This window comes from Christiangramia oceanisediminis (assembly GCF_022570735.2).
GTDB classification, from domain to species: domain Bacteria; phylum Bacteroidota; class Bacteroidia; order Flavobacteriales; family Flavobacteriaceae; genus Christiangramia; species Christiangramia oceanisediminis.
The window spans coordinates 1-25459 of the sequence record NZ_JANCNS010000001.1; the positions used below are offsets into that span (position 1 = coordinate 1).

The window sequence follows — 25459 nt, forward strand, 5'->3', positions numbered from 1 at the left end:
TTTTACCCTGCTTAAAACCCAACCTTCAAATGAACATCACTCCCTTCTCAGAAGCCTCACTCCCCTCACTCGGAAAGCGGATGCAAATGTAAGGTGACTTTTGCTTTCAAACCAAATAAAAAATCAACTTTTTTTTCGGCCTTTATTCTAGCTGAGCCCTTGCCCATAGCACTCTCCAGTAATTTCAGTGAACATAACTTCGTTTCCAAAGCGGGTGCAAATATACAGCGAGTTTTTCTTCCCAACCAAATATCGGATGCATAATTTTCGATAAAAAGTGGATTTATTTTCTAAAAAGCTGAATATCAAATTTAAGCAAACTAAATAAAATTCCAAGTCTCTTCAGAATAAAAATTCCAAAGGAAAATAACTTTTCAAATTACCTTAATTTATAGAATAGCTACAGCCATTATTGTACAACCAAAACCAACATCTTATCTTTGTGGCCTTAAAAAATCGAATATAATGATCAAGATCACCCTACCCGATGGTAGTATAAAGGAGTTTGAGAAAGGAAGCACTCCTATAGATGTAGCAAATAGCATTAGCCAGGGACTGGCCAGAAATGTCATTTCGGCAAAATTCAATGGAAAAACGGTTGAAAGCACCACTCCTTTAAATACCGATGGAGATCTTGTATTATTCACCTGGAATGACGAGGAAGGAAAAAAAGCTTTCTGGCATTCCACTTCGCACGTGATGGCCCAGGCTATCCAGGACCTTTATCCCGGAGCGAAATTAACCATTGGTCCCGCAATAGACAGGGGTTTTTATTACGATGTGGATTTTGGAGAGCATAAGATCTCTGAAAGCGATTTCAAAAAGATCGAAGATCGTATGCTGGAGATCGCCCGAGGAAAACACGATTTCCAGATGCGCGAAGTATCTAAACAGGACGCTCTTGATTTCTATAAAAAGGAAAACAACCAGTTTAAGATTGAATTAATAGAAAATCTTGAAGACGGCGATATCACATTCTGCGATCATGACACTTTCACCGATTTGTGTCGTGGAGGACATATTCCGAATACCGGAATTATAAAGGCAGTTAAATTGATGAACGTGGCCGGTGCTTACTGGAGAGGAGATGAAAACAATCCGCAGTTGACCAGAGTTTACGGAATCTCATTTCCGAAGCAGAAGGATCTTAAGGAATACCTCGAACTTCTGGAAGAAGCCAAAAAGAGAGACCACAGGAAACTAGGAAAGGAACTGGAGTTATTCACTTTCTCTCAAAAAGTTGGACAGGGATTACCTTTATGGTTACCTAAGGGAGCCGCCCTTCGTGAAAGATTGGAGAACTTCCTGAAAAAGGCTCAGAAACAGGCTGGTTACGAGATGGTGGTTTCTCCACACATCGGCAGTAAGGAACTTTATGTGACTTCCGGGCATTATGCCAAATATGGTGAAGATTCTTTCCAGCCAATCAGCACTCCTAATGAAGGGGAGGAATTCATGCTAAAACCTATGAACTGTCCTCACCACTGTGAAATGTATAATGCATCTTCATGGAGTTACCGGGATCTTCCAAAAAGATTTGCTGAATTCGGAACGGTATACAGATATGAGCAGAGCGGTGAGCTTCACGGATTAACCCGTGTTCGTGGCTTTACCCAGGATGACGCGCATATTTTCTGTACCCCAGATCAACTGGACGATGAATTTAAAAAGGTGATCGATCTTACCTTATATGTATTCCGCTCTTTAGGATTTGAAGATTTTGTAACCCAGGTTTCATTAAGAGATCCTGAGAACAAGGAAAAATACATAGGTAGCGACGAGGTTTGGGAAAAAGCTGAAAACGCAATTATTAGTGCGGCAAAGGAAAAAGAACTAAACTATGTGATCGAAACGGGGGAAGCCGCATTCTACGGACCTAAACTTGATTTTATGGTTAAAGATGCCCTTGGGCGTAGCTGGCAGCTTGGAACCATACAGGTAGACTATAACCTGCCAGAAAGATTTGACCTGACATATAAAGGAAGTGACAATGAGTCGCATCGCCCGGTCATGATCCACCGCGCGCCTTTTGGAAGTATGGAACGCTTTGTAGCGATTCTATTAGAGCACACAGGAGGTAATTTTCCTTTGTGGTTAATGCCAGAACAGGCTATTATTCTATCGCTCAGTGAGAAATATGAAAAATACTCACAAAAAGTTTTAACTTTGCTTGAAAATCACGAAATTCGCGCCCTTGTAGACAACAGGAACGAAACTATTGGCAAGAAAATAAGGGAAGCAGAAGTGAATAAATTCCCCTATATGCTAATCGTTGGAGAGCAGGAAGCTGAAGATGGTACAGTTTCTGTACGTAGACACGGCGAAGGTGATTTGGGTGCCATGAAAATTGAAGATTTCGCAAATTTGATAAATACAGAAATCAGTAGTACCTTAAAGCCATTCAAAACAGAAGTTTAACTAAAATTTTTAGCCATAGCAATACGAAGAAAAAAACCCAATAGGTTCGGTAGACAAAAAGAAGAACAACATCGAATCAACGAGAAGATCAAAGCAGACGAAGTTCGTTTGGTTGGTGATAATGTAGAAATGGATATCTATCCAATAAAAAAGGCGCTTTCCATTGCACAGGAAATGGGTCTTGATTTGGTAGAGATTTCTCCTAACGCTAAACCACCGGTGGCCAAGGTCATGGATTACAAGAAGTTTCTTTATGAACAGAAGAAACGAGAAAAAGCCATGAAAGCCAAAGCCAGTAAAGTCGTCGTTAAGGAGATCAGATTTGGTCCCAATACCGATGATCATGACTACGAATTCAAAAAGCGTAATGCAGAGAAATTCTTGAAAGATGGCGCAAAGCTGAAAGCTTTTGTGTTCTTCAAAGGTCGTTCTATCGTCTTTAAGGATAAAGGAGAGATTCTTTTACTTAGACTGGCTCAGGATCTTGAAGAATACGGAAAGGTTGAGCAAATGCCGAAACTGGAAGGGAAGCGTATGACTATGTTCATGGCGCCGAAGAAAACGAAATAAAAGAATAAGAGAGTTAATTATAAAAAAGGACAGCAATGCCTAAGATGAAAACTAAATCCAGTGCCAAGAAGCGTTTCAAGCTAACAGGAACTGGTAAAATCAAAAGAAAGCACGCGTTTAAGAGTCACATCTTAACAAAGAAGTCTAAAAAACGTAAGCTAGCCTTAACTCACAGTACTTTAGTACATGATGCAGATAAGGAAAATGTAAAACTTCAATTACGTTTAAAGTAAACTGAAGTTTTCGGTTTCAATTATTATTTAACCATGGAGTCGGGCAAATTAGAAGTGAGAATTTAGATTTGATAACCTCCTAATTTGAAAGTGTTGCATAAGCGACCGCCTGCTACAAAAAAATGTAAAATATGCCAAGATCAGTAAATTCAGTTGCCAAAAGGGCACGTAGAAAAAAAGTTTTAAAGCAAGCAAAAGGATATTTCGGACGTCGTAAAAACGTTTGGACCGTTGCTAAAAATGCGGTTGAAAAAGCGATGCTATATGCATACAGAGACCGTAAAGCTAAGAAACGCAACTTCCGTTCTTTATGGATCATGCGTATCAACGCTGCAGCCAGACAAGAAGGATTATCTTATTCTCAATTCATGGGGAAACTTAAAGCTAGTGACATCGGATTGAACCGTAAGGTTCTTGCCGACCTGGCGATGAACAACCCTGAGGCTTTTAAAGCAATTGTAGAAAAAGTAAAATAAAACGATTATACTCTCTTATAGAAAAATCCTGCCATTTGGCGGGATTTTTTGTTTATAAGGATTTCTTCTGGATCCTTTTTCCAGCCTTTTCGGTAGCAAAGGATGCCAGGACGCAGGTGACCGTGATCATCAAAATGGTTCCGTTCAGGACTTCTTCTGATAAAAGCCGAACCGGTTCACCTGTCTCAGTATACCCCGTGATAATATTATAACCAATTAAAACCGCCGCGAGTGTAGCAGCTGCCTGCGCGTTGCTCAAACCAAAGATCATCAGACCCTCATTCCCAGAAAGACTCAAACTCTTCTGGGTAAGTCTCGCCGCGAGATATTTAGAACCTGTCGCGATAATCGTCATTATTATGCCCACTTTTATAGTGTCAAAATCGGAAAAGAATAATCTGTAATCGATAAGCATCCCAATGCCTATTAGAAAAAAGGGGATGAAAATGGCGTTTCCCACAAATTCTACCTTATCCATCAATACTGACCTTCGGGGTATATATGGATTCAATGCGAGGCCACAAAGAAAGGCTCCAATAATACCTTCCACCCCGGCCATTTCGGCAAGAAAAGCTGAAAGAAAAATCATCCCCAGTATAAAAATATATTGTCCTACCCCGTCCTTATAGCGGTTTAAAAACCAACGAACAATAATGGGAAAACCTAAAACTATCACCAGCCCACAAATAACAACTGAAAATAACAGTTTTAGCCAAAATACCATTCCTACTTCACCTCTGTTCATTCCCACGATCACCGCCAGCACCAATAATGCAAGGGTGTCGGTAATAATTGTTCCGCCCAGGCTAATAGTAACGGCCCTGTTCCCGGTTATCCCCATTCGCCTTACAATTGGATATGCTATTAAAGTGTGAGAAGCAAACATACTGGCCAGCAATATCGATGTTTCCATACTATAATTCAGCAAATAATATCCTGCCATAATACCCAGCAACATGGGAATCAAAAAAGTGAACATTCCAAACAGGAGACTTTGATATTTATTCTTTTTGAAGTCTATCATATCGATCTCAAGCCCGGCGAGGAACATAATATATAGCAGGCCGGCGGTACCCGATAGTATGATACCGCTATCACGTTCCAGAAGATTTATTCCATAAGGTCCTATTATAGCCCCTGCGATGATCAATCCCAAAAGACCTGGAATCCTAATGCGATGCAAAAGAATGGGAGTTACCAGGATAACAATGAGGATAATAAGAAATTTAAGTACTGGGTTACTTATGGGAAGGCTAAAATCTACCAGGAATAACAGGTTCATTAGAAATTCATCGATTGTTAGCTCCCCAGGCAGTAAGAACTAATTTCCTTGATCCTCCCCTGTTTCTGTGCTCACATAGATAAATTCCCTGCCAGGTTCCCAAATTAAGCCTTCCGTTGGTAACCGGTATCTGAACCGAAGTCCCGGTCAAAGACGACTTGATATGCGCCGGCATATCATCAGAACCTTCCAGGGTATGTTTATAATAGGGCTGATCTTCAGGTACCATTTTATTAAAATGACTTTCAAAATCCTCCCTTACCGTAGGATCGGCATTTTCATTGATCGCTAAACCAGCCGAAGTATGTTTTATAAAAACCTGTAAAAAGCCCATATCGATCTCATTGATTTCTGAAAACTGACTGGTGATCTCTTCGGTCACCAAATGAAATCCTCTACTTCTGGCCTTTAAATTAATTTCTTTCTGAAAAATTTTCATACTTAGGTTTTCTGTTCTTTTTTCTTGGCAGCGGGGAAAAGCACATTATTCAGGATAAGGCGGTAACCCGGTGAGTTGGGATGAAGTTCGAGCTCGGTCTTTGGATCCCCTACTCTATGCTGATAATCTTCCGGGTCGTGACCACCATAAAAGGTGAAAAATCCTTTGCCTTTTATTCCGTGGATATAACGAGCTTCACCATTCAGCTTACTCTCTCCCATGATCAACACCCCAGGCTTGACCGTTTCGGGATCATAGCTCGTGGTTTGTCCCATAAAGCCTTTAACCAGTCGTGTATGGTTCTGTGTTAACATGGTTGGGACCACATCCCATTTTGCCGAATAGTCCATCAGGCTAAAATAATCGCTTTCTTTAGGGATCTGCCTTTTTGCCGTCATGTCAATACTGGAAAATTCATAGACCATGGGACTTCTTTCCAGTTCGAAATTCGTGAAGGCAAAGGTCTTATTAAAATCGATCTTGGATTGATAACCGGGATCTGAAGGATCGCCGTCAAACATGGTTTCGGCTATATCAACCCCTTCTGCGGCGAGTGCAATATCAAAACTATCGGTCGCGCTGCACATGGCGAACATAAAACCGCCACCAACCACATAATCCCTGATCTTAAGGGCCACATCCAGTTTAGCTTCAGAAACCTTTGAATAACCCAATTCAGCAGCCAGAGCTTCGGCTTCTTTCTTTTCTTCGATATACCAGGGTGCAGTCCGGAAAGCGCGGTAAAATTTACCGTATTGACCCGTAAAATCCTCGTGATGCAGATGTAGCCAGTCGTATAACAACAAGGCATCATTTAAAACCTCGGTATCGTATATGGTTTCATAAGGAATTTCGGCATAGGTAAGAGCCATGGTTACCGCGTCATCCCATGGTTTGTTACCTGTAGGACTGTAAACAGCGATCTTAGGTGCCTTTTCCAGGGAAACCGATTCCATATTCTTCGACGGACTACTGATCTCTTCCAGGATACTTTCAGCCTTCGAATCACTGACCAGTTCAAAATCCACCCCCCTAATTTTGCATTCCTTCCGAAGTTTTTCAGAATCTGAGATGAGAAAAGAACCGCCCCGATAATTCAGCAACCAGTTCACCGAAAGTTGATTTTCCAGGGAATAATAAACGATCCCATAGGCCTTTAGGTGATTACCCTGCGAATCGGCGTCCATTGGAATTAATACTTTGGAAGCCCGGGCCTGGAATGCAATGAGCATCAAAAAAGAAAGCAGCAAGACAGTTTTCACTGTTTTGCTGCTTTTGATATTTTCTATAAAAATTCTGCTGGCTTTTTTTAGCCTGTTTTCATTAGAATGGAACGTCGTTATCGTCATCATCGAAATCACTATTCATTGAACTTCCAAAAGCCTCATCGGCACTAGGATTTGGCAAATTGTAATTTCCAAAGTCATTATCTCCTTCTGAAGCGTTCATGCTGGAAGGGATCTCTGATGGGAAATTGAAGTCTTCTAAATTATCAAATTTACCGAGTTCTCCAATGAATTTAAGCCTAATATTTTCCAATCCACCGTTACGGTGCTTAGCCACGATGAATTCTCCCTGACCCTGGGTAGGAGTTCTTTCTTCATCATCCCACTCCTCGATCTTATAGTATTCAGGACGGTAAATGAACGAAACGATATCAGCATCCTGTTCGATCGCTCCAGATTCCCTAAGGTCGGAAAGCAGCGGACGCTTACTTCCTCCCCTGGTCTCCACCGCTCGCGATAGCTGTGAAAGCGCGATCACCGGTACGTTTAATTCCTTTGCAAGTGCCTTCAGGTTACGGGAAATGGTAGAGATCTCCTGTTCCCTGTTTCCGCCTTTCTGACTTCCTCCAGCGGTCATTAACTGAAGGTAATCGATCACGATCATACGAATTCCGTGCTGTGATGCCAGTCGACGCGCTTTTGCCCTTAGATCGAAAATAGAAAGAGAAGGCGTATCATCGATAAATAAAGGAGCTTTTTCAAGATCTTTCACCTTTACGTTCAATTGCTCCCATTCGTGCTGTTCCAGTTTCCCGGTTCTTAATTTTTCAGAAGACAGGCCGGTTTCAGAAGAGATCAAACGGGTGATCAGCTGTACCGAAGACATCTCCAGGGAGAAGAAAGCAACAGGAATACCCTGGTCTACGGCAATATTACGCGCCATGGACAGGGTAAGTGCCGTTTTACCCATACCAGGACGGGCGGCCACAATAATAAGGTCAGACGGCTGCCATCCCGAAGTAAGCTCGTCGAGCTTGGTAAATCCGGAAGGCACCCCACTCAATCCTTCTTTATTAGAAATTTCCTGTATCTTCTTTTTGGCCTGCATCACCAGGCTTTGTGCTGTCTCTGTAGAACGCTTGATATTTCCCTGGGTAACCTCGTATAATTTTCCTTCTGCACTATCAAGCAGGTCGAATACATCGGTACCTTCATCAAAGGCCTCTTCAATGATCTCGTTAGAGATCTTGATAAGGCTACGTTGAATATATTTCTGAAGAATAATACGCGCATGGAACTCGATATGAGCGGAACTCGATACTTTTTGAGTAAGCTGGATCAGGTAATAGTCTCCCCCAACTTTATCAAAATTCCCGTCTTTCTTCAACTGATTGGAAACGGTTAATAAGTCGATCGCCTCCGAATTATCGAACAATTTTTTGATCGCCTCGTAAATGTAATAATGAGCGGTCTTGTAAAAAGCTTCAGGATGCAGGATATCGATGATCTCATCGACTCCTTTTTTATCGATCATCATCGCACCAAGCACAACCTCTTCTAAATCAACGGCTTGAGGAGGCACCTTGCCTTTTTCAAGGCTTACGACGTTGGTCTTTTTATATTTGACATTTTGGGGGGAGGTGATTTTTTCCATAGAAACGAAAGTAACTAATTTGTTAAGACAATCTTAAAAATATTAGGCCTTCTTACTTAACAGGTCATCAACAATCTACCTGTTAATAAGTTGATTTTATTGTTAATAAGATAAAAAAATCCGGCATCAATTTACCGGATTTATGAATGAAGTTGTATAAACAAAGAGTTTAACCTTTAAACACACCCATGTCTAAATACTTATCCATCCGGTTTTTGATCAAATCTTCTGGTGATAAGTTTTTAAATTCAGAATAGGCACTGGAAATGGCCGATTTTACCAGTTCATAGGTCTCCTCCTTATTGCTATGTGCACCACCAAGAGGCTCCTTGATGATCTCATCGATAAGCTTTTGTTTTTTCATGTCAGAGGCGGTAAGTTTCAGGGCCTCTGCAGCTTGTTCCTTATATTCCCAGCTTCTCCAGAGTATCGAAGAACAGGATTCCGGAGAGATCACCGAGTACCAGGTATTTTCCAGCATCATAACCTTATCTCCTACTCCAATTCCAAGAGCTCCTCCACTGGCTCCTTCACCAATGATCACAACGATAATTGGCACTTTTAGGCGGGTCATTTCAAGGATATTACGAGCAATGGCCTCACCCTGTCCGCGCTCTTCGGCTTCCAGCCCAGGATAAGCTCCCGGGGTATCCACGAAACATACCACCGGAATTCCAAATTTCTCGGCAGACTTCATCAACCGAAGCGCCTTTCTATATCCTTCTGGGTTCGCCATTCCAAAATTACGGTACTGGCGCGTTTTGGTATTATAGCCTTTTTGCTGACCAACGAACATATAACTCTGATCATTGATCTTTCCAAGACCTCCTATCATCGCCTTATCGTCCTTTACATTGCGATCTCCATGAAGCTCCAGGAAGGTATCTCCACAAATAGCATTGATATAGTCAAGGGTATATGGCCTGTTTGGATGTCTTGAAAGTTGAACCCTTTGCCATGGCGTTAGGTTCTTATATATCTCTTTCTTTTTCTCAATGAGTTTCTTCTCGATCTGTTTGCAGGTAGCTGTAACATCTACTTCACTTTCTTCTCCAATATTACAGGCTTTCGCGTACTGCTCCTCTAATTCTTTAATAGGTAGTTCAAAATCTAAATATTCCATACGGGTTTATGGTATTTAATTTTTATAGCTTACAAATATAACAACTTTGAAAGGATAGAATTCCCGGATGCGGTTTAAATTTTGAAGGAATTTCCTGATTAACGCTTTGCCCGCAACAGCAGTACTACCGCGAGAATTCCGAACACGAAATTAGGGAACCAAACGGCGATAAGGGGCGAAAAGCTGGACTGCTCTGCCATGGTCCCGAAAACCTTATCAAAGAAAATAAAGATAAAGGCCAGCGAGATCCCAACTGCCAGGTTAATTCCCATCCCTCCTCTTCTCTTAAAAGAAGCAACGGCCACTGCAATAATAGTTAGGATAAATGCCGAAATCGGGATACTCCACCTTTTATAGGCAACCACGAGGTAGCGGTTGATGTTCCCTGAACCTCTCCTTCGCTCGGTCTCGATAAAATTGTTCAGTTCGGTATAATTTAGGGTTTCAGCGATGTATGACTCAGGTGTTAACTCGTCAAATTCAAAAGGAAGTATGGTATCAAGGGTACGCATGAACATGATGCTGTCTTCTTCTTTTCCAACAATTCTCTTATCCACCCTGCTAAGGTTGTAAAGACTATCTTCTTCATTATACCGCAGATTTGAAGCACTTATCTTGAACTTTAACTCGTTTCCTTCAAAATGTTCCAGGGTAAAGTTCCTGGCCGATTTGGTCTTGGGCTGAAAATGACTTGCGTAGATATATTCATTATCATTCACCTGCCTGTACACATCATCGGTCTCCTGGGTTTTTTCCCCACGCTTTAGATACTGGTACTTAAATTCGTTAAAACCCTTACTGGCCTGTGGCGCCAGGTACATCGATAAAAATAAAGCTCCAAGGCATACGATGGTCGCTCCTATTAAATACGGCCTGAGGAACCGATAAAAAGAAACCCCGCTACTTAAAAACGCAACGATCTCGGTATTCATCGCCAGCTTGGAAGTAAACCAGATTATAGAAAGGAAAAGGAAAATAGGAAACAACAGATTGGCAAAATAGACCGTGAAATCTATATAATAATAGACCACCTCCATAAACGGAACCTCGTTGGCCAGGATCTTATCGATCTTTTCGGCCAGGTTCACCGTGATCCCAATAGGAATGAATAACACCAGCATCATGATGAAGGTGCCGAGGTAACGTTTTAATATGTACCAGTCAAGGATCTTCAATTCCTAAGCTTATAGACGTTTATCCATTTGTTTTACCATCCTGTCCTTCCAGGGTGTAAAATCCCCGGCTAAGATATGTTTTCTGGCCTCTCTTACCAACCACAGGTAAAAACTAAGATTATGGATACTTGCAATTTGCCTGCCAAGCATTTCGTTCACCGAAAATAAATGCCGAACATAGGCTTTGGAATACATCGAATCCACAAAGCTCTCTCCTTCAGGATCCAAGGGAGAAAAATCATCCTCCCACTTCTTGTTCTTGATATTTATGGTTCCATGGGAGGTGAACAACATCCCGTTACGGCCATTTCGTGTTGGCATTACGCAATCGAACATATCTACCCCTAACGCGATATTTTCCAGAATATTGATTGGAGTTCCCACACCCATCAGGTAACGCGGTTTGTCTTCGGGAAGAATATCGGTCACCACTTCGGTCATGGCGTACATTTCTTCGGCTGGTTCTCCTACTGAAAGTCCGCCAATGGCATTCCCTTCAGCACCGGCATTCGCGATATATTCAGCAGATTGTTTCCGAAGATCCTTATAAGTACTACCCTGAACGATTGGAAACAGGGTTTGTTTAAAATCGTAGATTTCAGGGGTCTTTTTCAAATGGTTTATACACCTGTCCAGCCATCGATGCGTCATATGCATAGACCGCTTTGCATAATTATAATCAGAGGGATACGGCGTGCATTCATCAAAAGCCATGATGATGTCGGCGCCAATGGCCCGCTGAATTTCCATCACATTTTCAGGAGTAAAGGTATGATAGGAGCCATCTATATGAGATTTGAACTTCACGCCTTCTTCCTTGATCTTCCTTCGGGCCGAAAGCGAATACACCTGGTATCCACCGCTATCGGTGAGGATATTCCGGTCCCAGTTCATGAATTTATGGAGTCCCCCGGCTTTTTTCAGAATATCGGTTTGAGGCCTTAAATATAAATGATAGGTGTTGCCCAGGATGATATCGGGATTGATATCTTCCTTTAGTTCTTTCTGGTGTACTCCTTTAACCGAAGCCACCGTACCCACCGGCATAAAAATAGGGGTTTCAATTTTACCATGATCGGTTGTGATCGTACCTGCGCGCGCTTTACTACCGGGATCGGTAGTGAAAAGTTCAAATTCCATAATTGCTTTTAATCGCTGCAAAGATACTCAACTAAAAATCAAATCGAAGGTTTTCTGGAAACAGAGCCCTTAGCTTTTGAACAAAAAGTTGATATCTGCTAAAAACTTACTTTGCTAAAGCTATTTAAAAACCTATTTTTGCGGCATCAAAAACAACACAATTTAAAATGCCAGACATCAAGGAATTACAGGATTTTGCAACCCAGGTTCGCAGAGATATTCTAAGACAGGTTCACAAGGTTAATTCGGGGCATCCCGGAGGTTCATTAGGCTGTACTGAATTTTTCACAGCATTGTACAAAGTGGTAATGGACCATAATACCGATTTTGATATGGACGGAAAGGACGAAGATCTTTTCTTCCTTTCAAACGGACATATCTCTCCCGTTTTTTACAGCGTACTTGCCCGCACCGGTTATTTCCCGGTAGAAGAGTTAAACACTTTCAGACTTATCGATTCAAGACTTCAGGGACATCCAACTACTCATGAAGGACTTCCAGGCGTGAGGATCGCATCTGGATCGCTGGGACAGGGAATGAGCGTTGCCATTGGTGCTGCCCAGACTAAAAAGCTCAACAAGGATAAGCACCTTGTTTTTTCACTTCACGGAGATGGTGAACTTCAGGAAGGTCAGAACTGGGAAGCCATCATGTATGCAGCCGGAAACAAGGTAGACAATTTAATTTCTACCATTGACCTTAATGGCCAGCAGATAGATGGAAGTACCGAAACCGTTCTACCATTGGGTAACCTTAGAGCCAAGTTCGAGGCCTTTGGCTGGGATGTAATGGAGATCGAAAATGGCAATGACCTGCAACAGGTCATCGACGGTCTTAACGAGGCAAAATCCAGAACCGGTAAAGGAAAACCGGTTTGTATAATTATGAATACGGTAATGGGTCACGGGGTAGATTTTATGATGCACACCCACGCGTGGCACGGAAAAGCTCCCAATGACGAGCAATTAGAGAACGCGCTTTCTCAAAACTCGGAAACCCTTGGAGATTATTAATCTCTGCATTCATTAATTATCAAAATTCAGACTAGCATGAAAGAATATAAGAATACAGGAAATAAAGATACCAGGTCAGGATTTGGAGATGGCCTTACCGAACTGGGAAGATCCAATCCAAATGTGGTGGCCCTTTGTGCCGACCTTGTTGGCTCTCTGAAAATGCAGGACTTTATCGATGAAAACCCAGAAAGATTTTTCCAGGTTGGGATCGCTGAAGCGAACATGATGGGAATGGCTGCCGGACTTACCATTGGTGGCAAGATCCCTTTCGCCGGAACCTTCGCCAATTTTGCTACCGGAAGGGTTTACGACCAGATTAGACAAAGTATTGCCTATTCTGGCAAAAATGTGAAGATATGCGCTTCACACTCAGGAGTAACCCTGGGTGAAGATGGAGCCACTCACCAGATCCTTGAGGATATCGGTTTGATGAAAATGCTTCCTGGAATGACGGTTATCAACACCTGTGATTTCAACCAGACGAAAGCAGCGACCATTGCCATCGCAGAACATGACGGACCTGTTTATCTTCGCTTCGGAAGGCCAAAAGTGGCTAATTTCACTCCTGAAGATCAAAAGTTCGAAATAGGAAAAGCCGTGAAATTATACGATGGGACTGATGTTACCATCATCGCAACCGGCCACCTGGTATGGGAAGCCATCCAGGCAGCTGTTGAACTGAACGAAAAAGGGATCAGTGCAGAAGTGATCAATATACATACGATCAAGCCTCTTGACGAGGAAGCCATTATCGAATCGGTTAAAAAGACCGGATGTGTAGTGACTGCTGAAGAGCATAATTTCCTTGGCGGTCTTGGAGAAAGCGTAGCCCGAACCCTGGCTCTAAACAATCCTGCTCCCCAGGAATTCGTTGCTACCCAGGATACCTTCGGGGAAAGCGGTACTCCGGAGCAATTAATGGATAAGTATGGCCTGAATGCAGCCGCAATCGTGAAAGCTGCTAAAAAGGTGTTAAATAGAAAATAACATTCAGCTGTCCATCAACAACTTAGAAGCCTTCCAGTCTTAAAACGGGAAGGCTTCTCTTTTTATGCGGAAATAAACAAAGCTCCGCATACGTTATTAAAGCCTAAACAAATCTATTTTTTATGAAAAAGCTACTATTGTTAGCCCTGCTTCTGTCAGGAGTTGGAACCTACGCCCAGAGCGCCGAATTCGGACTGAAAGGTGGTCTGAATTTTGGAGCTACCGGAGACTATGAAACTTTTGATGACGTAACCGGCGACTTTAAGGAATCAATGAGCGGAGACAGCAAAACAGGATTCCACGCAGGGGTCTTTGCGCAGTTCAAAGTGCTTGGGATCTTCCTGCAACCAGAATTGATGTATACCGAACTTACCACCGATTATTCAGAATTCGAATACAAACTAAGCAAGATAGACGCGCCGGTGCTCTTAGGAATTAATATTCTTGGTCCATTAAACATCAAAGCAGGACCTTCTTTTCAATATATTCTGAAGAATGAAGTTGAAAAAAGCGACATCAGTATTGGTGAGGTTGAGAATGACATCACAGCTGGGTATCAGCTTGGCGCCGGGCTTGATCTTGGCCGCCTGGCTTTCGACCTAAGATATGAGGGTTCATTTTCAGATAATTCCGCTTCCGGAATAGACCAAATGGCCAATGAAACCTTCACCATTGATTCAAGGCCTTCTCAATGGATCCTGAGTTTGTCTTATAGTTTATAAATATTAGTTATTAAAAAAGCCCTTCGATAATCGAAGGGCTTTTTATTTTCTATTTTTTATTTGAAATAATTCGCACCTGGTTGATGAATTTATTCGATTCAAAATTCTTAATTAGTGAAACAATTTAGAGTTTATATTCGAAGCGCTTTGGCCTATCGAAAGATTTCCGTGGATTTTGAAGCGAAAGGATCGTAAAATTTTATGCTGTTTGAGCCTTTTGTTACAAGATTCCATACGTTCAAATCAAAATGGCGAGTTCATAAAATTTAGATCCTGAGTAAAAAGAATCAGGAAAACTTTCGTAAGCCTTGATTTTTTGCTTCTTTTTCATCAAGGAAAAAGAAGAAATAGAAACTTGTTACCTTAAAACAGGATTCCCTTTCGAACAAAAAGACCAAAAGAAAGCTTTCTAATTCGCGACCTGGCTTATAAACTTAATTCGATACAACCTCAACTCCTCATCATCATACTCCCCATCGAATTCCTCCATCGCCTCGTCGATCTTATCGGTTTCAGCTTCAAGGAAATATTCGTGAATCTCTTCTTGCTGATCTTCATCAAGGATCTCATCAAGGTAATAATCGATATTCAGTTTCGTACCGCTATACACGATAGCTTCCATCTCCTTGATGAATTCGGGCATTTCCATTCCCTTGGCCGAAGCGATATCGGGTAATGGCAATTTTCGGTCCACGTTCTGAATGATATATAACTTAAGAGCCGAATTCGCCCCGGTTGATTTCACAACGAAATCATCAGGCCTTATAATATCGTTATCCTCTACATATCGCGAAATAAGATCAACGAATTCCTGACCATATTTTTTTGCCTTTCCTTCTCCTACGCCGTGAATGTTGCCAAGTTCTTCCAGCGTGACCGGGTATTTAAGCGCCATATCTTCTAACGAAGGATCCTGGAAAATAACAAAAGGTGGCAATTCTTTGCGATTAGCGACCTTTTTTCTTAATTCCTTCAGCATTTTAACCAGCTGTGCATCTACCGATCCTCCAGCCTTGTCAGCCTTAACGGCCGCTTCTTCAGTCGAGGCATCATAGATATGATCTTCGGTCATCATAAATGAAGTAGGATTCTTCAAATATTCATGACCTCTATCAGTAAGTTTTAAAACCCCGTAAGTTTCGATATCCTTGCGGAGGTAACCGGCGACCAGGGCCTGTCGGCTAAGGGCCATCCAGTAATTACTGTCCTGGTGAGCGCCTTTTCCGAATAAGGGATGCTCATCGGTCTTATGGGAAAGGATCACCGCGTTGGATTTTCCCATCAGCGTTTTTACAACCTCTTTAGATTTATATAATTCCTTGGTTTCCCTAACCGTTTTCAGGAGTAGTTCCAGGTCTTCTTTAGCTTCATGCTGTTTCTTGGGGTTACGCACATTATCATCCATGCTGGCACCCTCACCAGATTCGGAATCGAAATCCTCTCCAAAATAATGAAGGATGAACTTCCTCCTGGATACCGAAGTTTCGGCATAAGCCACAACTTCCTGCAACAGGGCATGCCCGATCTCCTGTTCTGCAACAGGCTTACCGCTCATGAACTTCTCCAGCTTCTCAATATCTTTATAGGAATAGAATGCCAGGCAATGACCTTCTCCGCCATCTCTACCGGCACGACCGGTTTCCTGGTAATAACTTTCAATACTTTTAGGGATATCGTGATGGATCACAAAACGCACATCAGGTTTATCGATCCCCATTCCGAAGGCGATGGTCGCAACCACCACATCGATATCTTCCATCAGGAACATGTCCTGATGCTTAGACCTTTTCTTGGCGTCCAGACCGGCATGATAAGGAACCGCTTTTATACCGTTCACCTGCAGGGTCTGGGCCAGTTCTTCCACCTTCTTTCTACTAAGACAATAGATGATCCCCGACTTTCCTGAATTCTTCTTTACAAAACGGATGATATCCGCATCCACATTCTTGGTCTTCGGCCTCACTTCATAATAGAGGTTTGGCCTGTTAAAACTGGCCTTGAACGTTTTAGCATGGGGAATACCCAGGTTCTTAAGGATATCTTCCTGTACTTTGGGAGTAGCCGTCGCCGTTAAGGCGATAATTGGAATATCATCTCCTATTCGCTTTAGAATATGCCTGAGATTTCGATATTCGGGCCTGAAGTCATGACCCCATTCGCTTATACAATGAGCCTCATCAATAGCCATAAAAGCGATCTTCTGCTCGCGTAAAAAGTCTACATAATCTTCCTTGGTAAGGGATTCAGGAGCCACGTAAAGCAGTTTGGTGATCCCGGTACGGATATCGGCCTTAACCTGGTTTACCTCGGTTTTATTAAGAGAGGAATTCAAAACATGAGCCACACCATGATGTGAGGAGATGCCGCGAATGGCATCTACCTGGTTTTTCATCAAAGCAATAAGGGGCGATACTACGATAGCGGTACCGTCTGAGATAAGAGCGGGAAGCTGATAGCATAGCGATTTACCTCCGCCAGTTGGCATTACAACAAACGTATCATTTCTATTTACGATACTGGTAATTACATCTTGCTGAAGCCCCTTAAACTGACTAAATCCAAAGTACTTCTTAAGTTCTTTGTGTAAATCAATTTCGGTCAAACCCATTCAATTGTGTTACAATTTTACATACATTTGCATTAACTAAATATACATATTTCTTTAGTACCTGCAATTCTTAATTCAATCTAATTTGAAACTTAGAGATCAAATCATTTCTTCCGCAAAAGAAACCATTTCCAACGAAGCCAAAGCAATCGCGAATCTCGAAAATTTCATAGATGATGATTTCATCCAGGCAGTAGACATCATATATCGTTCCAAAGGCAGAGTTGTGGTAACGGGAATTGGCAAAAGTGCTATTATCGCTAACAAAATAGTGGCCACTCTCAATTCTACCGGCACCCCTTCCATCTTTATGCATGCAGCAGATGCCATACATGGAGACCTGGGTATCGTGCAACAGGACGACGTGGTGATCTGTATCTCCAAAAGCGGAAACAGCCCGGAAATCAAGATCCTGGTACCTTTAATTAAGAATTTCAACAATACTTTAATAGCGCTAACCGCGAATAAGGAATCTTTTCTTGGCCTCGAAGCCCATCATGTACTCAACTGTTATGTGGAGAAAGAAGCCTGCCCTAATAACCTGGCCCCTACCACGAGTACAACTGCACAGATGGTTATGGGCGATGCGCTTGCCATATGCCTGCTGAACCTGAAAGGTTTTAGCAGCAGGGATTTTGCGAAATATCATCCCGGTGGTTCTCTTGGAAAAAAACTATATCTCAGGGTTGGCGATATCGTCTCTCAGAACATGGTACCTAAAGTAACTCCCGAAACCGAGGTGGCCAATGCCATTATCGAGATCTCCGAAAAGATGCTGGGTGTTACCGCTGTTCTGGAAGATGAAAAGATAATTGGAGTGATCACAGACGGAGACATCAGGCGTATGCTAAAGGACCAGCAGGAGATCAAAGGTCTCAGGGCTGCAGACATTATGAGTGAAAATCCCAAGACCATAGATGTTGATACGCTTGCCGTGGAAGCCATGGATATTCTGAAAAAGAACAAGATCTCCCAGTTACTGGCTGTAGAAAACGGGAAATATGTAGGGGTTGTGCATTTGCATAATTTAATTCGAGAAGGAATATTGTAATGGAAAAAATAGGCAAGGAAGAACAACCGGCTGCTGAAATGTCGTTTTTAGATCACCTGGAGGAACTCCGGTGGCACCTGATAAGAGCTGTATTAGCGGTAGTGATAGCTGGAGGTATCGCATTTTTACTGAAAGGCTTTATTTTTGATGTATTGCTTTTTGGTCCATCCAGGGGTGATTTCTTTTCCTATGATATGCTATGCCGCATTTCGACCAAACTGGGAATAGATGGTGGTTTCTGTTTTGATGAATTGCCATTCAGGATACAAAGTAGAACTATGGGCGGACAATTTTCGGCCCACGTATGGACCTCGATCACCGCCGGATTTATTATCGCGTTCCCTTATGTAATCTACGAGTTCTGGAAATTCGTGGCCCCGGCCATGCACGACGATGAGCGTAAATATGCTAAGGGATTCATCTTTGTCACCTCCCTCCTATTCTTCCTAGGAGTCTTATTTGGTTACTACGTGGTTACACCACTATCGATAAATTTTCTTGGGAAATACCAGGTAAGCGAAACGGTCTTCAACGATTTTGACCTGAGCAGTTATATCAGCCTGGTGCGGGCTTCGGTACTCGCCAGCGGACTGATCTTTGAATTACCCATAGTAATTTACTTTTTAACGAAAGTTGGATTGGTCACTCCCGACTTCCTAAAGAAATATAGGAAATACGCATTGGTTATCGTACTTATTTTATCGGCCATCATTACACCGCCCGATATCGTAAGCCAGATAATCGTTGCGATCCCGGTACTGATCCTGTACGAGGTTAGCATTGTGATCTCCAAGTTCATGTACCGTAAAGAAGAAGAAAAATTAAAAAAATAAGCTATGATCAATAAAGTAGATGAGTTCAACTCGTACCGTGCGAAGATGAACGATAAGATTCTATCTGAGAACAACAAAGTTCTAAAACGTATCTTTAACTTGGACACTAACGCGTTTTCTGAAGGTGCCCTGGATAAAAAAACCAAGGAGTTATTAGGCCTAGTAGCCTCAACCGTGCTTCGTTGTGACGATTGTGTAAAGTATCACCTGGAATCCAGTTATAAATCTGGAGTTTCAAGGGAAGAGGTGATGGAAACTTTAAGCATCGGGACCCTCATTGGTGGTACTATCGTGATCCCTCATTTGAGGAGGGCTTTTGAATACTGGGAAGCACTGGAAGAATCGGATAAATAAATTCGGTATAATTTCTGATCCCAAAAAATAAACAGAATATGAAATTACGAGCTGAGAATCTGGTAAAAACCTATAAGGGCCGGGATGTGGTAAAAGGCATCTCGGTGGAAGTCAACCAGGGAGAGATCGTGGGATTGCTAGGCCCTAATGGCGCGGGAAAGACCACCTCCTTCTACATGATCGTAGGCCTTATCAAACCTAACAGCGGTAAGATCATTCTGGATAAGATCGATATCACCAAATATCCTATGTATAAACGGGCTCAGAACGGGATTGGTTACCTCGCACAGGAAGCCTCGGTCTTTCGTAAATTAAGCATCGAAGACAACATTATGAGCGTTTTGGAACTTACCGACCTCTCTAAGAAGGAACGTGTCATGAAAATGGAGTCATTGATCGAGGAATTTGGATTGGGCCATATTCGTAAGAACCGCGGAGATCTTTTGAGTGGAGGCGAACGAAGAAGAACCGAGATCGCCCGGGCACTGGCCACCGACCCAAATTTTATACTTCTGGATGAACCCTTCGCCGGGGTGGACCCGGTTGCGGTAGAAGATATTCAGCGAATCGTTGCCCAGTTAAAGGATAAGAATATCGGTATTCTTATAACCGATCACAACGTACAGGAAACCCTTGCGATCACAGACAGGACCTACCTGATGTTCGAGGGAAGTATCCTGAAACATGGAATTCCGGAAGAACTGGCCGAAGACCAGATGGTTCGAAAGGTCTATCTCGGGCAAAACTTTGAGTTGAGGAAGAAAAAACTTTTTAAATAATCAGGTTCATTTAATAATGGATAAATGAAATTCATTTTTTCAAATAGACGAATGGATCCCTCTTTATCCAGTGACTTCACAGGCTTTAAATGGAGTGAAATACACGAATCTTTTTTCCTGGGAACCAATGACCAGGCAACCTGCCTGGAAACTAATCTGCATTTTTCCATCACTGATGGATATCTAAGAGACTTTAGCAAAAACGAAATCCAGGATCAGCGCAAATTTGCCATTGAACATTTATGCAATAACTGGCCAGTTCAGGATTTCATTACAGGAACTTTTTCTTGCCTTATCTTGGATAAGCCTAAAAATGAAGTCATACTAGCGACAGATCTGGTAAATATTTATCCAATCTACTATCTTAAAAATGGTGATGATTTCTATGTTTCAAATAGCATAATATTATTAGGAAGATATAGTAAAGCAGAAAAAGATCCTACTGGGATCTTTCAACGAGCTGTAGGTCCTAATTTCATGAATATTGGCAGCAGAACGATCCTAGAAAACTGCAAAAGATTATTACCAGGAGAACGTATCAAATTCGATACGGAAGGCAAAATATTAGAAAAAAAATTTGATAATTCTTTATATCAGAATATAGGGTCTCCTGATATCGATGAAAATTCCAGACAACTTTATTGGGATCAGTATAAAAAAGAAGTTGAACTTTTTGCTCAAGGCTTTGACAGAGTGAATATTGCTCTAAGTGGAGGTATTGACAGCAGGATGGCATTCGGAGCCATTAACAATAAAGAAATATCGGCTTATACGTTTGGCCATCCGAATAATTATGAAAGTAAAATAGCTTCGAGTCTGGCGAGAAAGAAAGGTGCTTCTCATACATGCTTTTATGATCTGGATCTTTATTTTCCCCCCAAGAAAATCTTTTTTAGTTATACCAGAAATACTGAAGCGGTAAAACTAAATTCCTGGTTAGAAATTCTTTCCAATTTAAACCCCAAAAAAAAGGAGCCATTATTATTGGGCGAACTATGTGAAGGTTTACCCGGAAGAAATATAAAAGCATTTAATAAAGCTCATTTTCGAAGAAAAAACTTTTTTCGATACTACCTAAAGAATAAGGATGTACGATTAACCACTTCCTCTAAAGAGGATTTTTTAAGTTGGAAAAAATCCAAGATAGAATTTATTCTCTCATGGCATAGCGATAATTGGTTTAAACGATTAAAATATCTTGAAATAAGGGACCAAATTATTAAGAGAACTATTGAAGATTCTGAAGAGATTTTTGAAAGAATTGAATCTCATAATCTACCATTTACCGAATTGTATGAAGAATTATTCTCTTGGTATACCTTTACAAGAATGGAACTTTCGAGGCAGGTTAATATTGGGAACGAACAATTTTATGCGGCCAGCCCGGCTATGTCCATACAAATGCTAAAAAGGACCAGTAATCTCCATCCAAATATCAGGTTGTACTATAGGTTTGCAAACAGGTTACTTTCTGAAATAAATGATTTAAAAATTTTTAGGAGTATTCCAACTAGTCAAATTCCATTGATCCCTCAAAATTCTCCAAATATTTTAAAAATCCCAATATGGGGAATTAGATCTAAGCTTGACGACTGGTATATAAAACGAATGGTGAAAACCAAAGACCCTTCTAAACGATATCGCTTGTTTAAGTCCATTAACTGGGCAGAAATTTATCAGCAACCAGGAACACTAAAAAACTTTAAATCCTATTACAGTTCGAATTACCTCACTCAAGATTATTTTGAAATATTCTATCAGTTAACAGAAAAGCGCGGAAAACTGGAGAAGTGGCCCTTTGCAAATATGGATATCATTAGTGGAGCCACACTTAATGCTGAATTAGAATTGATTCAGAAACCACCTTCTTAGATCAGGCTTCGATTCGTCTGTTGCTAAATACTGAAAGCAGCACATATAATAGGATTATCGCCGGTACAGCAACGAACTTCAGCAACAGGATAAGGGCAACACAGCAGGCGATAAAGAAATAGCGAAGCTTATTCTCCTTAAATCCCCAGTCACTGAATTTAAGAGCGAAAAGTGGTAATTCAGCATTAAGAAGATAACAACTTACAAGGGTCAATCCCAGCAGGAACCATTCATTCAGGATCAGGCTGCTCGCTAAACCGGTTGGCTGGTAGGTAAGGATAAGTGGCAGACTAAGGATCAATAAAGCATTTGCCGGGGTTGGCAGGCCGATGAACGAATCTGTTTGTCTTTCGTCTACATTGAATTTTGCGAGTCGGTACGCCGATGCCAGGATGATGAGCAAGCCTAAAAGCGCAAAAGGTTTAATGCTTACGTCAAAGACCGAAGAATCCCATTCGGCATTCATAAACTCACTTGCCGGTAATGCCTTGTTCATCAACTGGTACATAACAATTCCGGGCACCACACCACTGGTCACCACATCGGCGAGTGAATCCAGTTGTAATCCTACCTCACTTTTCACATCCAGGACTCTGGCCGCCAATCCATCGAAGAAATCGAAAAAAATACCCAGGGCTACAAAAATAGCCGCCAGAACCAGGTTACCCTTTACGGCAAAGATCACGGCGATGCTGCCACTAAACAGATTCAAAAGAGTAATGATGTTGGGAATATGTCGTTTGATGCCCATAGGTTGGTTTTAGTTTCAATTCACTAAACTACTATTTTGCCGTGAAAAACTTCTAAAAAAAGAATTAATGTCTGGTGTTTGTTGTTTGTTGTCTGTTGTCTGTTGTCTGTTGTCTGTTGTCTGTTGTCTGTTGTCTGTTGTCTGTTGTCTGTTGTCTGTTGTCTGTTGTCTGTTGTCTGTTGTCTGTTGTCTGTTGTCTGTTGTCTGTTAAACCAATCCATTATTTTTTGCATGACCAAAGAAGATTCTCCATTTTTTTGTCATTTCGAAGGAGGCTAAAAGCCGACTGAGAAATCTATTAAATGTTTAAGGTTTAAGTAATATTATTTATTAATTGTCAATTACCCATTGTCAACTGTCAATTTTGCTTCGGTCATTTCGAAGAAGGCCACTGGCCGACCGAGAAAACTCTTAAGAGTTGAAAATTTTATTTAGATTTCTCCCTGCGCTCGAAATGATATAAAGTTATTATTGAACATTCATTCTAATATTTTAAATTTTCTCATCGCCTATATTTTCAAACTAGCTCATTCTTTCATTTTCAAATTATCGCATTTTCAAATTTTCTCATTGTCTAATTATTCCACTTCTTCATTGTTTTATTGCTGCATTTATTAATTATCGATTGTCTATTTTCCATTCTCAATTATAAATTGTCAATTGCCCAAAAGGTCCTATTTTTGAAAAGACCAAATTCTGATGAGGAACTTTCTTTATGCATTACTAAGTGGAATTCTACTGGCCGTGGCCTGGCCGACTTATGGATTCCCATTATTCATTTTTTTCGCCTTTGTGCCACTGCTGCTTGCCGAATTCAATATTCGAAATCATTCTGAAAAAAGAGTTAAGTGGAAAGTATTCGGATTAGCCTACCTCAGTTTTTTCCTGTGGAACCTCATCACGACTTATTGGATCTACTTTTCAACTCCCTTCGGCGGTGCCTTTGCCATTTTGGTGAACTCCCTGCTGATGGCTGTGGTTTTTCTAATTTACCACATTGTAGCCAAACGAACCGGATTTAGCGCCGCTTCTGCTTTCCTTGTAAGCATGTGGATGGCTTTTGAAAAACTTCACCTCAACTGGGATTTTTCATGGCCATGGCTTAACCTGGGAAATGTGTTTTCCGAATATATCAGCTGGGTTCAATGGTATGAATTCACCGGCACCTTTGGCGGCACCTTATGGATCTGGCTGGTGAATATAGCAGTCTTTAAAGCCTTCCTCCAATACAGGGAATTCCGCGAAAAAGGAATTATTTACAGAGCGATCCTAAAGAATTCGCTTCTCATCCTTATCCCAATCGGAATTTCATTCTACCTGTATTTCGACCATGAGGAACCTGAAGAAAGCATTAACATCAGTATCCTTCAACCCAATATTAATCCGTACACTGAAAAATATAATACCACCGATACTCGTATCGGCGAATTGCTGCTGGACCTTAGCAAGTCTTCGGTAACCGACTCTACCGACCTGGTTCTGGCTCCCGAAACCGTCTTTGCCGACGGCACCCGACTAAATCTTTTTGAAAACTCCAACGCAGTATTTTACGGAACCCAGATATCCAGGCTTCAACCCGATTTGAATTTTCTGGGCGGAGTTAGCCTATATGAACGATTCAGCGATCCGGGAAAAGTAAGAGCACAGTCCAACAGGATCGGCCTGAGCGACTGGTATGATGATTATAATTCGGCTTTCCTTATTGGTCCCGATAATTCTACAGAACTCTACCATAAATCTAAACTAGTGGTTGGGGTTGAAAATTTCCCCTACCAAAATATTTTAAGACCCTTACTCGGAAATATCATGATCGACCTTGGTGGAACCGTAGCCATGAAAACCACCCAGGAAGACCGTGAAGTTTTCTGGCTGAACGACAGTACAGGTACAGCTCCGATCATTTGCTACGAATCGGTTTACGGGGAATATGTGACCGGTTATGTAGAGAATGGCGCTAATTTTCTAAGTATTATTACGAATGATGCCTGGTGGGATGACACACAGGGACATAAACAGCATTTGAGCTATGCCAGGCTGCGTGCAGTTGAATCAAGAAGATTTGTTGCCCGAAGTGCCAACACTGGAATTTCAGCCATCATTAATTCCCGGGGAGACCTGGTAAAAACTTTGGGTTATGAAAAGCTGGGAACAATTTCGGGAAAGGTCGGCCTGAGTTCTGAAAAAACCTTCTATGTAAAATATGGAGACTATATCGCACGTATCGCTCAATTCCTGGCCATTTTCATCTTTTTATTCGCGATGATCAAATACCGAAGAAGTCGGCAATAACGTTCAAGGTCTAAGGTTTAGGGTCTGTTGTCTGTTGTCTGTTGTCTGTTGTCTGCAAACCAATCCTTTATTTTTTGCATGACCAAAGAAGATTCTCCATTTTTTGTCATTTCGAAGATGGCCAATGGCCGACTGAGAAATCTATTAAAGGTTTAGGGTTTAGAATTTAGAGTTTAGGGTTAAGGGTTAAGGGTTAAGGGATTATAATTTTTCCATCGTCAATAGTCCTTTGTCAATTGTTTCCTTATTCATTTCGAAGAAGGCCATAAGCCTATTGAGAAATCTCTATCTAACTTCCAATTCAAAACAGATTTCTCCCTTCGGTCGAAATGACTAAAAAAGATTTTTGGTACATGTTTTAGGCAATTGTCCCTTTTCATTTGAAATTCTTTTCCTTAGGCCTCTCGAAAATTTTCCGTAGAATTTGAAGTGAAAGTAGCTTAAAATTTCAGGCTGTTTGA

General features: G+C 41.5%; 22 protein-coding genes. 13 read left to right on the forward strand and 9 right to left on the reverse strand.

Translation table 11 applies throughout. The features are described 5' to 3' along the window. Positions 1-465: 465 nt before the first annotated feature. From thrS to rplT, 4 genes are all read left to right on the forward strand, one after another. Positions 466-2418, forward strand: coding sequence for a threonine--tRNA ligase (gene thrS / locus MKO06_RS00005; RefSeq protein ID WP_241550235.1), 1953 nt, complete (start codon positions 466-468; stop codon positions 2416-2418). Between the two features lie 21 nt (positions 2419-2439). Then, positions 2440-2988: a translation initiation factor IF-3 gene (infC, locus tag MKO06_RS00010; RefSeq protein WP_256946157.1), complete on the forward strand. Its 549-nt coding sequence runs from the start codon at positions 2440-2442 to the stop codon at positions 2986-2988. Positions 2989-3023: 35 nt separating this feature from the next. Beyond that, entirely contained in the window at positions 3024-3221 is a 198-nt protein-coding gene (rpmI, locus tag MKO06_RS00015) for a 50S ribosomal protein L35 (protein WP_083643079.1), read from the forward strand. Positions 3222-3352: 131 nt separating this feature from the next. Continuing rightward, positions 3353-3697, forward strand: coding sequence for a 50S ribosomal protein L20 (gene rplT / locus MKO06_RS00020; RefSeq protein ID WP_241550236.1), 345 nt, complete (start codon positions 3353-3355; stop codon positions 3695-3697). 52 nt (positions 3698-3749) lie between these two features. On the opposite strand, the gene MKO06_RS00025 is transcribed toward rplT, so the two are convergent. The 7 genes from MKO06_RS00025 to tgt all read right to left on the reverse strand — a co-directional run bounded on the left by MKO06_RS00025 (position 3750) and on the right by tgt (position 11736). Continuing rightward, positions 3750-4979 (reverse strand): cation:proton antiporter, encoded by a 1230-nt coding sequence (locus MKO06_RS00025; RefSeq protein ID WP_241550238.1) that lies wholly within the window; start codon positions 4977-4979, stop codon positions 3750-3752. A 7-nt stretch (positions 4980-4986) separates the two neighbouring features. Continuing rightward, a complete protein-coding gene (locus tag MKO06_RS00030; RefSeq protein WP_241550240.1) occupies positions 4987-5418 on the reverse strand; it encodes a secondary thiamine-phosphate synthase enzyme YjbQ in 432 nt (143 codons plus the stop codon). Positions 5419-5420: 2 nt separating this feature from the next. Beyond that, entirely contained in the window at positions 5421-6650 is a 1230-nt protein-coding gene (locus MKO06_RS00035) for an asparagine synthetase B (protein WP_279346142.1), read from the reverse strand. Positions 6651-6741: 91 nt separating this feature from the next. Further along, the gene (gene dnaB / locus MKO06_RS00040) at positions 6742-8298 is read right to left on the reverse strand and encodes a replicative DNA helicase (protein ID WP_241550243.1); all 1557 of its coding nucleotides are present in this window, start codon (positions 8296-8298) and stop codon (positions 6742-6744) included. A gap of 169 nt (positions 8299-8467) precedes the next feature. Further along, the gene (locus MKO06_RS00045) at positions 8468-9421 is read right to left on the reverse strand and encodes an acetyl-CoA carboxylase carboxyltransferase subunit alpha (RefSeq protein WP_241550245.1); all 954 of its coding nucleotides are present in this window, start codon (positions 9419-9421) and stop codon (positions 8468-8470) included. 98 nt (positions 9422-9519) lie between these two features. After that, complete coding sequence (locus tag MKO06_RS00050; protein ID WP_241550247.1) at positions 9520-10596, reverse strand: LptF/LptG family permease; 1077 nt, start codon at positions 10594-10596, stop codon at positions 9520-9522. A gap of 9 nt (positions 10597-10605) precedes the next feature. Beyond that, the gene (gene tgt, locus MKO06_RS00055) at positions 10606-11736 is read right to left on the reverse strand and encodes a tRNA guanosine(34) transglycosylase Tgt (RefSeq protein WP_241550249.1); all 1131 of its coding nucleotides are present in this window, start codon (positions 11734-11736) and stop codon (positions 10606-10608) included. A gap of 134 nt (positions 11737-11870) precedes the next feature. On the opposite strand from tgt, the gene MKO06_RS00060 reads away from it, so the two are divergent. From MKO06_RS00060 to MKO06_RS00070, 3 genes are all read left to right on the forward strand, one after another. After that, the gene (locus MKO06_RS00060) at positions 11871-12749 is read left to right on the forward strand and encodes a transketolase (protein ID WP_256946158.1); all 879 of its coding nucleotides are present in this window, start codon (positions 11871-11873) and stop codon (positions 12747-12749) included. A gap of 36 nt (positions 12750-12785) precedes the next feature. After that, positions 12786-13739, forward strand: a complete 954-nt coding sequence (locus MKO06_RS00065; protein WP_241550251.1) for a transketolase family protein — start codon at positions 12786-12788, stop codon at positions 13737-13739. A gap of 122 nt (positions 13740-13861) precedes the next feature. Further along, positions 13862-14461 (forward strand): porin family protein, encoded by a 600-nt coding sequence (locus tag MKO06_RS00070; RefSeq protein WP_241550253.1) that lies wholly within the window; start codon positions 13862-13864, stop codon positions 14459-14461. Between the two features lie 409 nt (positions 14462-14870). On the opposite strand, the gene MKO06_RS00075 is transcribed toward MKO06_RS00070, so the two are convergent. Continuing rightward, a complete protein-coding gene (locus tag MKO06_RS00075) occupies positions 14871-17069 on the reverse strand; it encodes an ATP-dependent DNA helicase RecQ (RefSeq protein WP_241550254.1) in 2199 nt (732 codons plus the stop codon). Positions 17070-17154: 85 nt separating this feature from the next. Between MKO06_RS00075 and MKO06_RS00080 the strand changes: the two genes are divergently transcribed. The 5 genes from MKO06_RS00080 to MKO06_RS00100 are packed head-to-tail and all read left to right on the forward strand — an operon-like array spanning position 17155 to position 21958. Then, positions 17155-18120: a KpsF/GutQ family sugar-phosphate isomerase gene (locus MKO06_RS00080; RefSeq protein WP_241550255.1), complete on the forward strand. Its 966-nt coding sequence runs from the start codon at positions 17155-17157 to the stop codon at positions 18118-18120. Beyond that, a complete protein-coding gene (gene tatC, locus MKO06_RS00085; protein WP_241550257.1) occupies positions 18120-18953 on the forward strand; it encodes a twin-arginine translocase subunit TatC in 834 nt (277 codons plus the stop codon). The genes MKO06_RS00080 and tatC overlap by 1 nt, the downstream gene beginning before the upstream one ends. Before the next feature lie 3 nt (positions 18954-18956). After that, on the forward strand, positions 18957-19307 hold the full coding sequence (locus MKO06_RS00090; protein ID WP_241550264.1) for a carboxymuconolactone decarboxylase family protein: 351 nt from the start codon (positions 18957-18959) through the stop codon (positions 19305-19307). 38 nt (positions 19308-19345) lie between these two features. Further along, positions 19346-20086, forward strand: a complete 741-nt coding sequence (lptB, locus tag MKO06_RS00095) for an LPS export ABC transporter ATP-binding protein (RefSeq protein WP_241550272.1) — start codon at positions 19346-19348, stop codon at positions 20084-20086. A 24-nt stretch (positions 20087-20110) separates the two neighbouring features. Next, positions 20111-21958 carry an asparagine synthetase B family protein gene (locus tag MKO06_RS00100; protein ID WP_241550274.1) on the forward strand — a complete coding sequence of 616 codons (1848 nt, stop codon included), beginning with the start codon at positions 20111-20113 and terminating at the stop codon, positions 21956-21958. A 1-nt stretch (position 21959) separates the two neighbouring features. Here the strand turns inward: MKO06_RS00100 and MKO06_RS00105 are convergent, their stop codons facing one another. Then, positions 21960-22709 (reverse strand): CDP-alcohol phosphatidyltransferase family protein, encoded by a 750-nt coding sequence (locus tag MKO06_RS00105; RefSeq protein ID WP_241550277.1) that lies wholly within the window; start codon positions 22707-22709, stop codon positions 21960-21962. 699 nt (positions 22710-23408) lie between these two features. Between MKO06_RS00105 and lnt the strand changes: the two genes are divergently transcribed. After that, entirely contained in the window at positions 23409-24998 is a 1590-nt protein-coding gene (gene lnt, locus MKO06_RS00110) for an apolipoprotein N-acyltransferase (protein ID WP_241550281.1), read from the forward strand. Positions 24999-25459 lie beyond the last annotated feature (461 nt).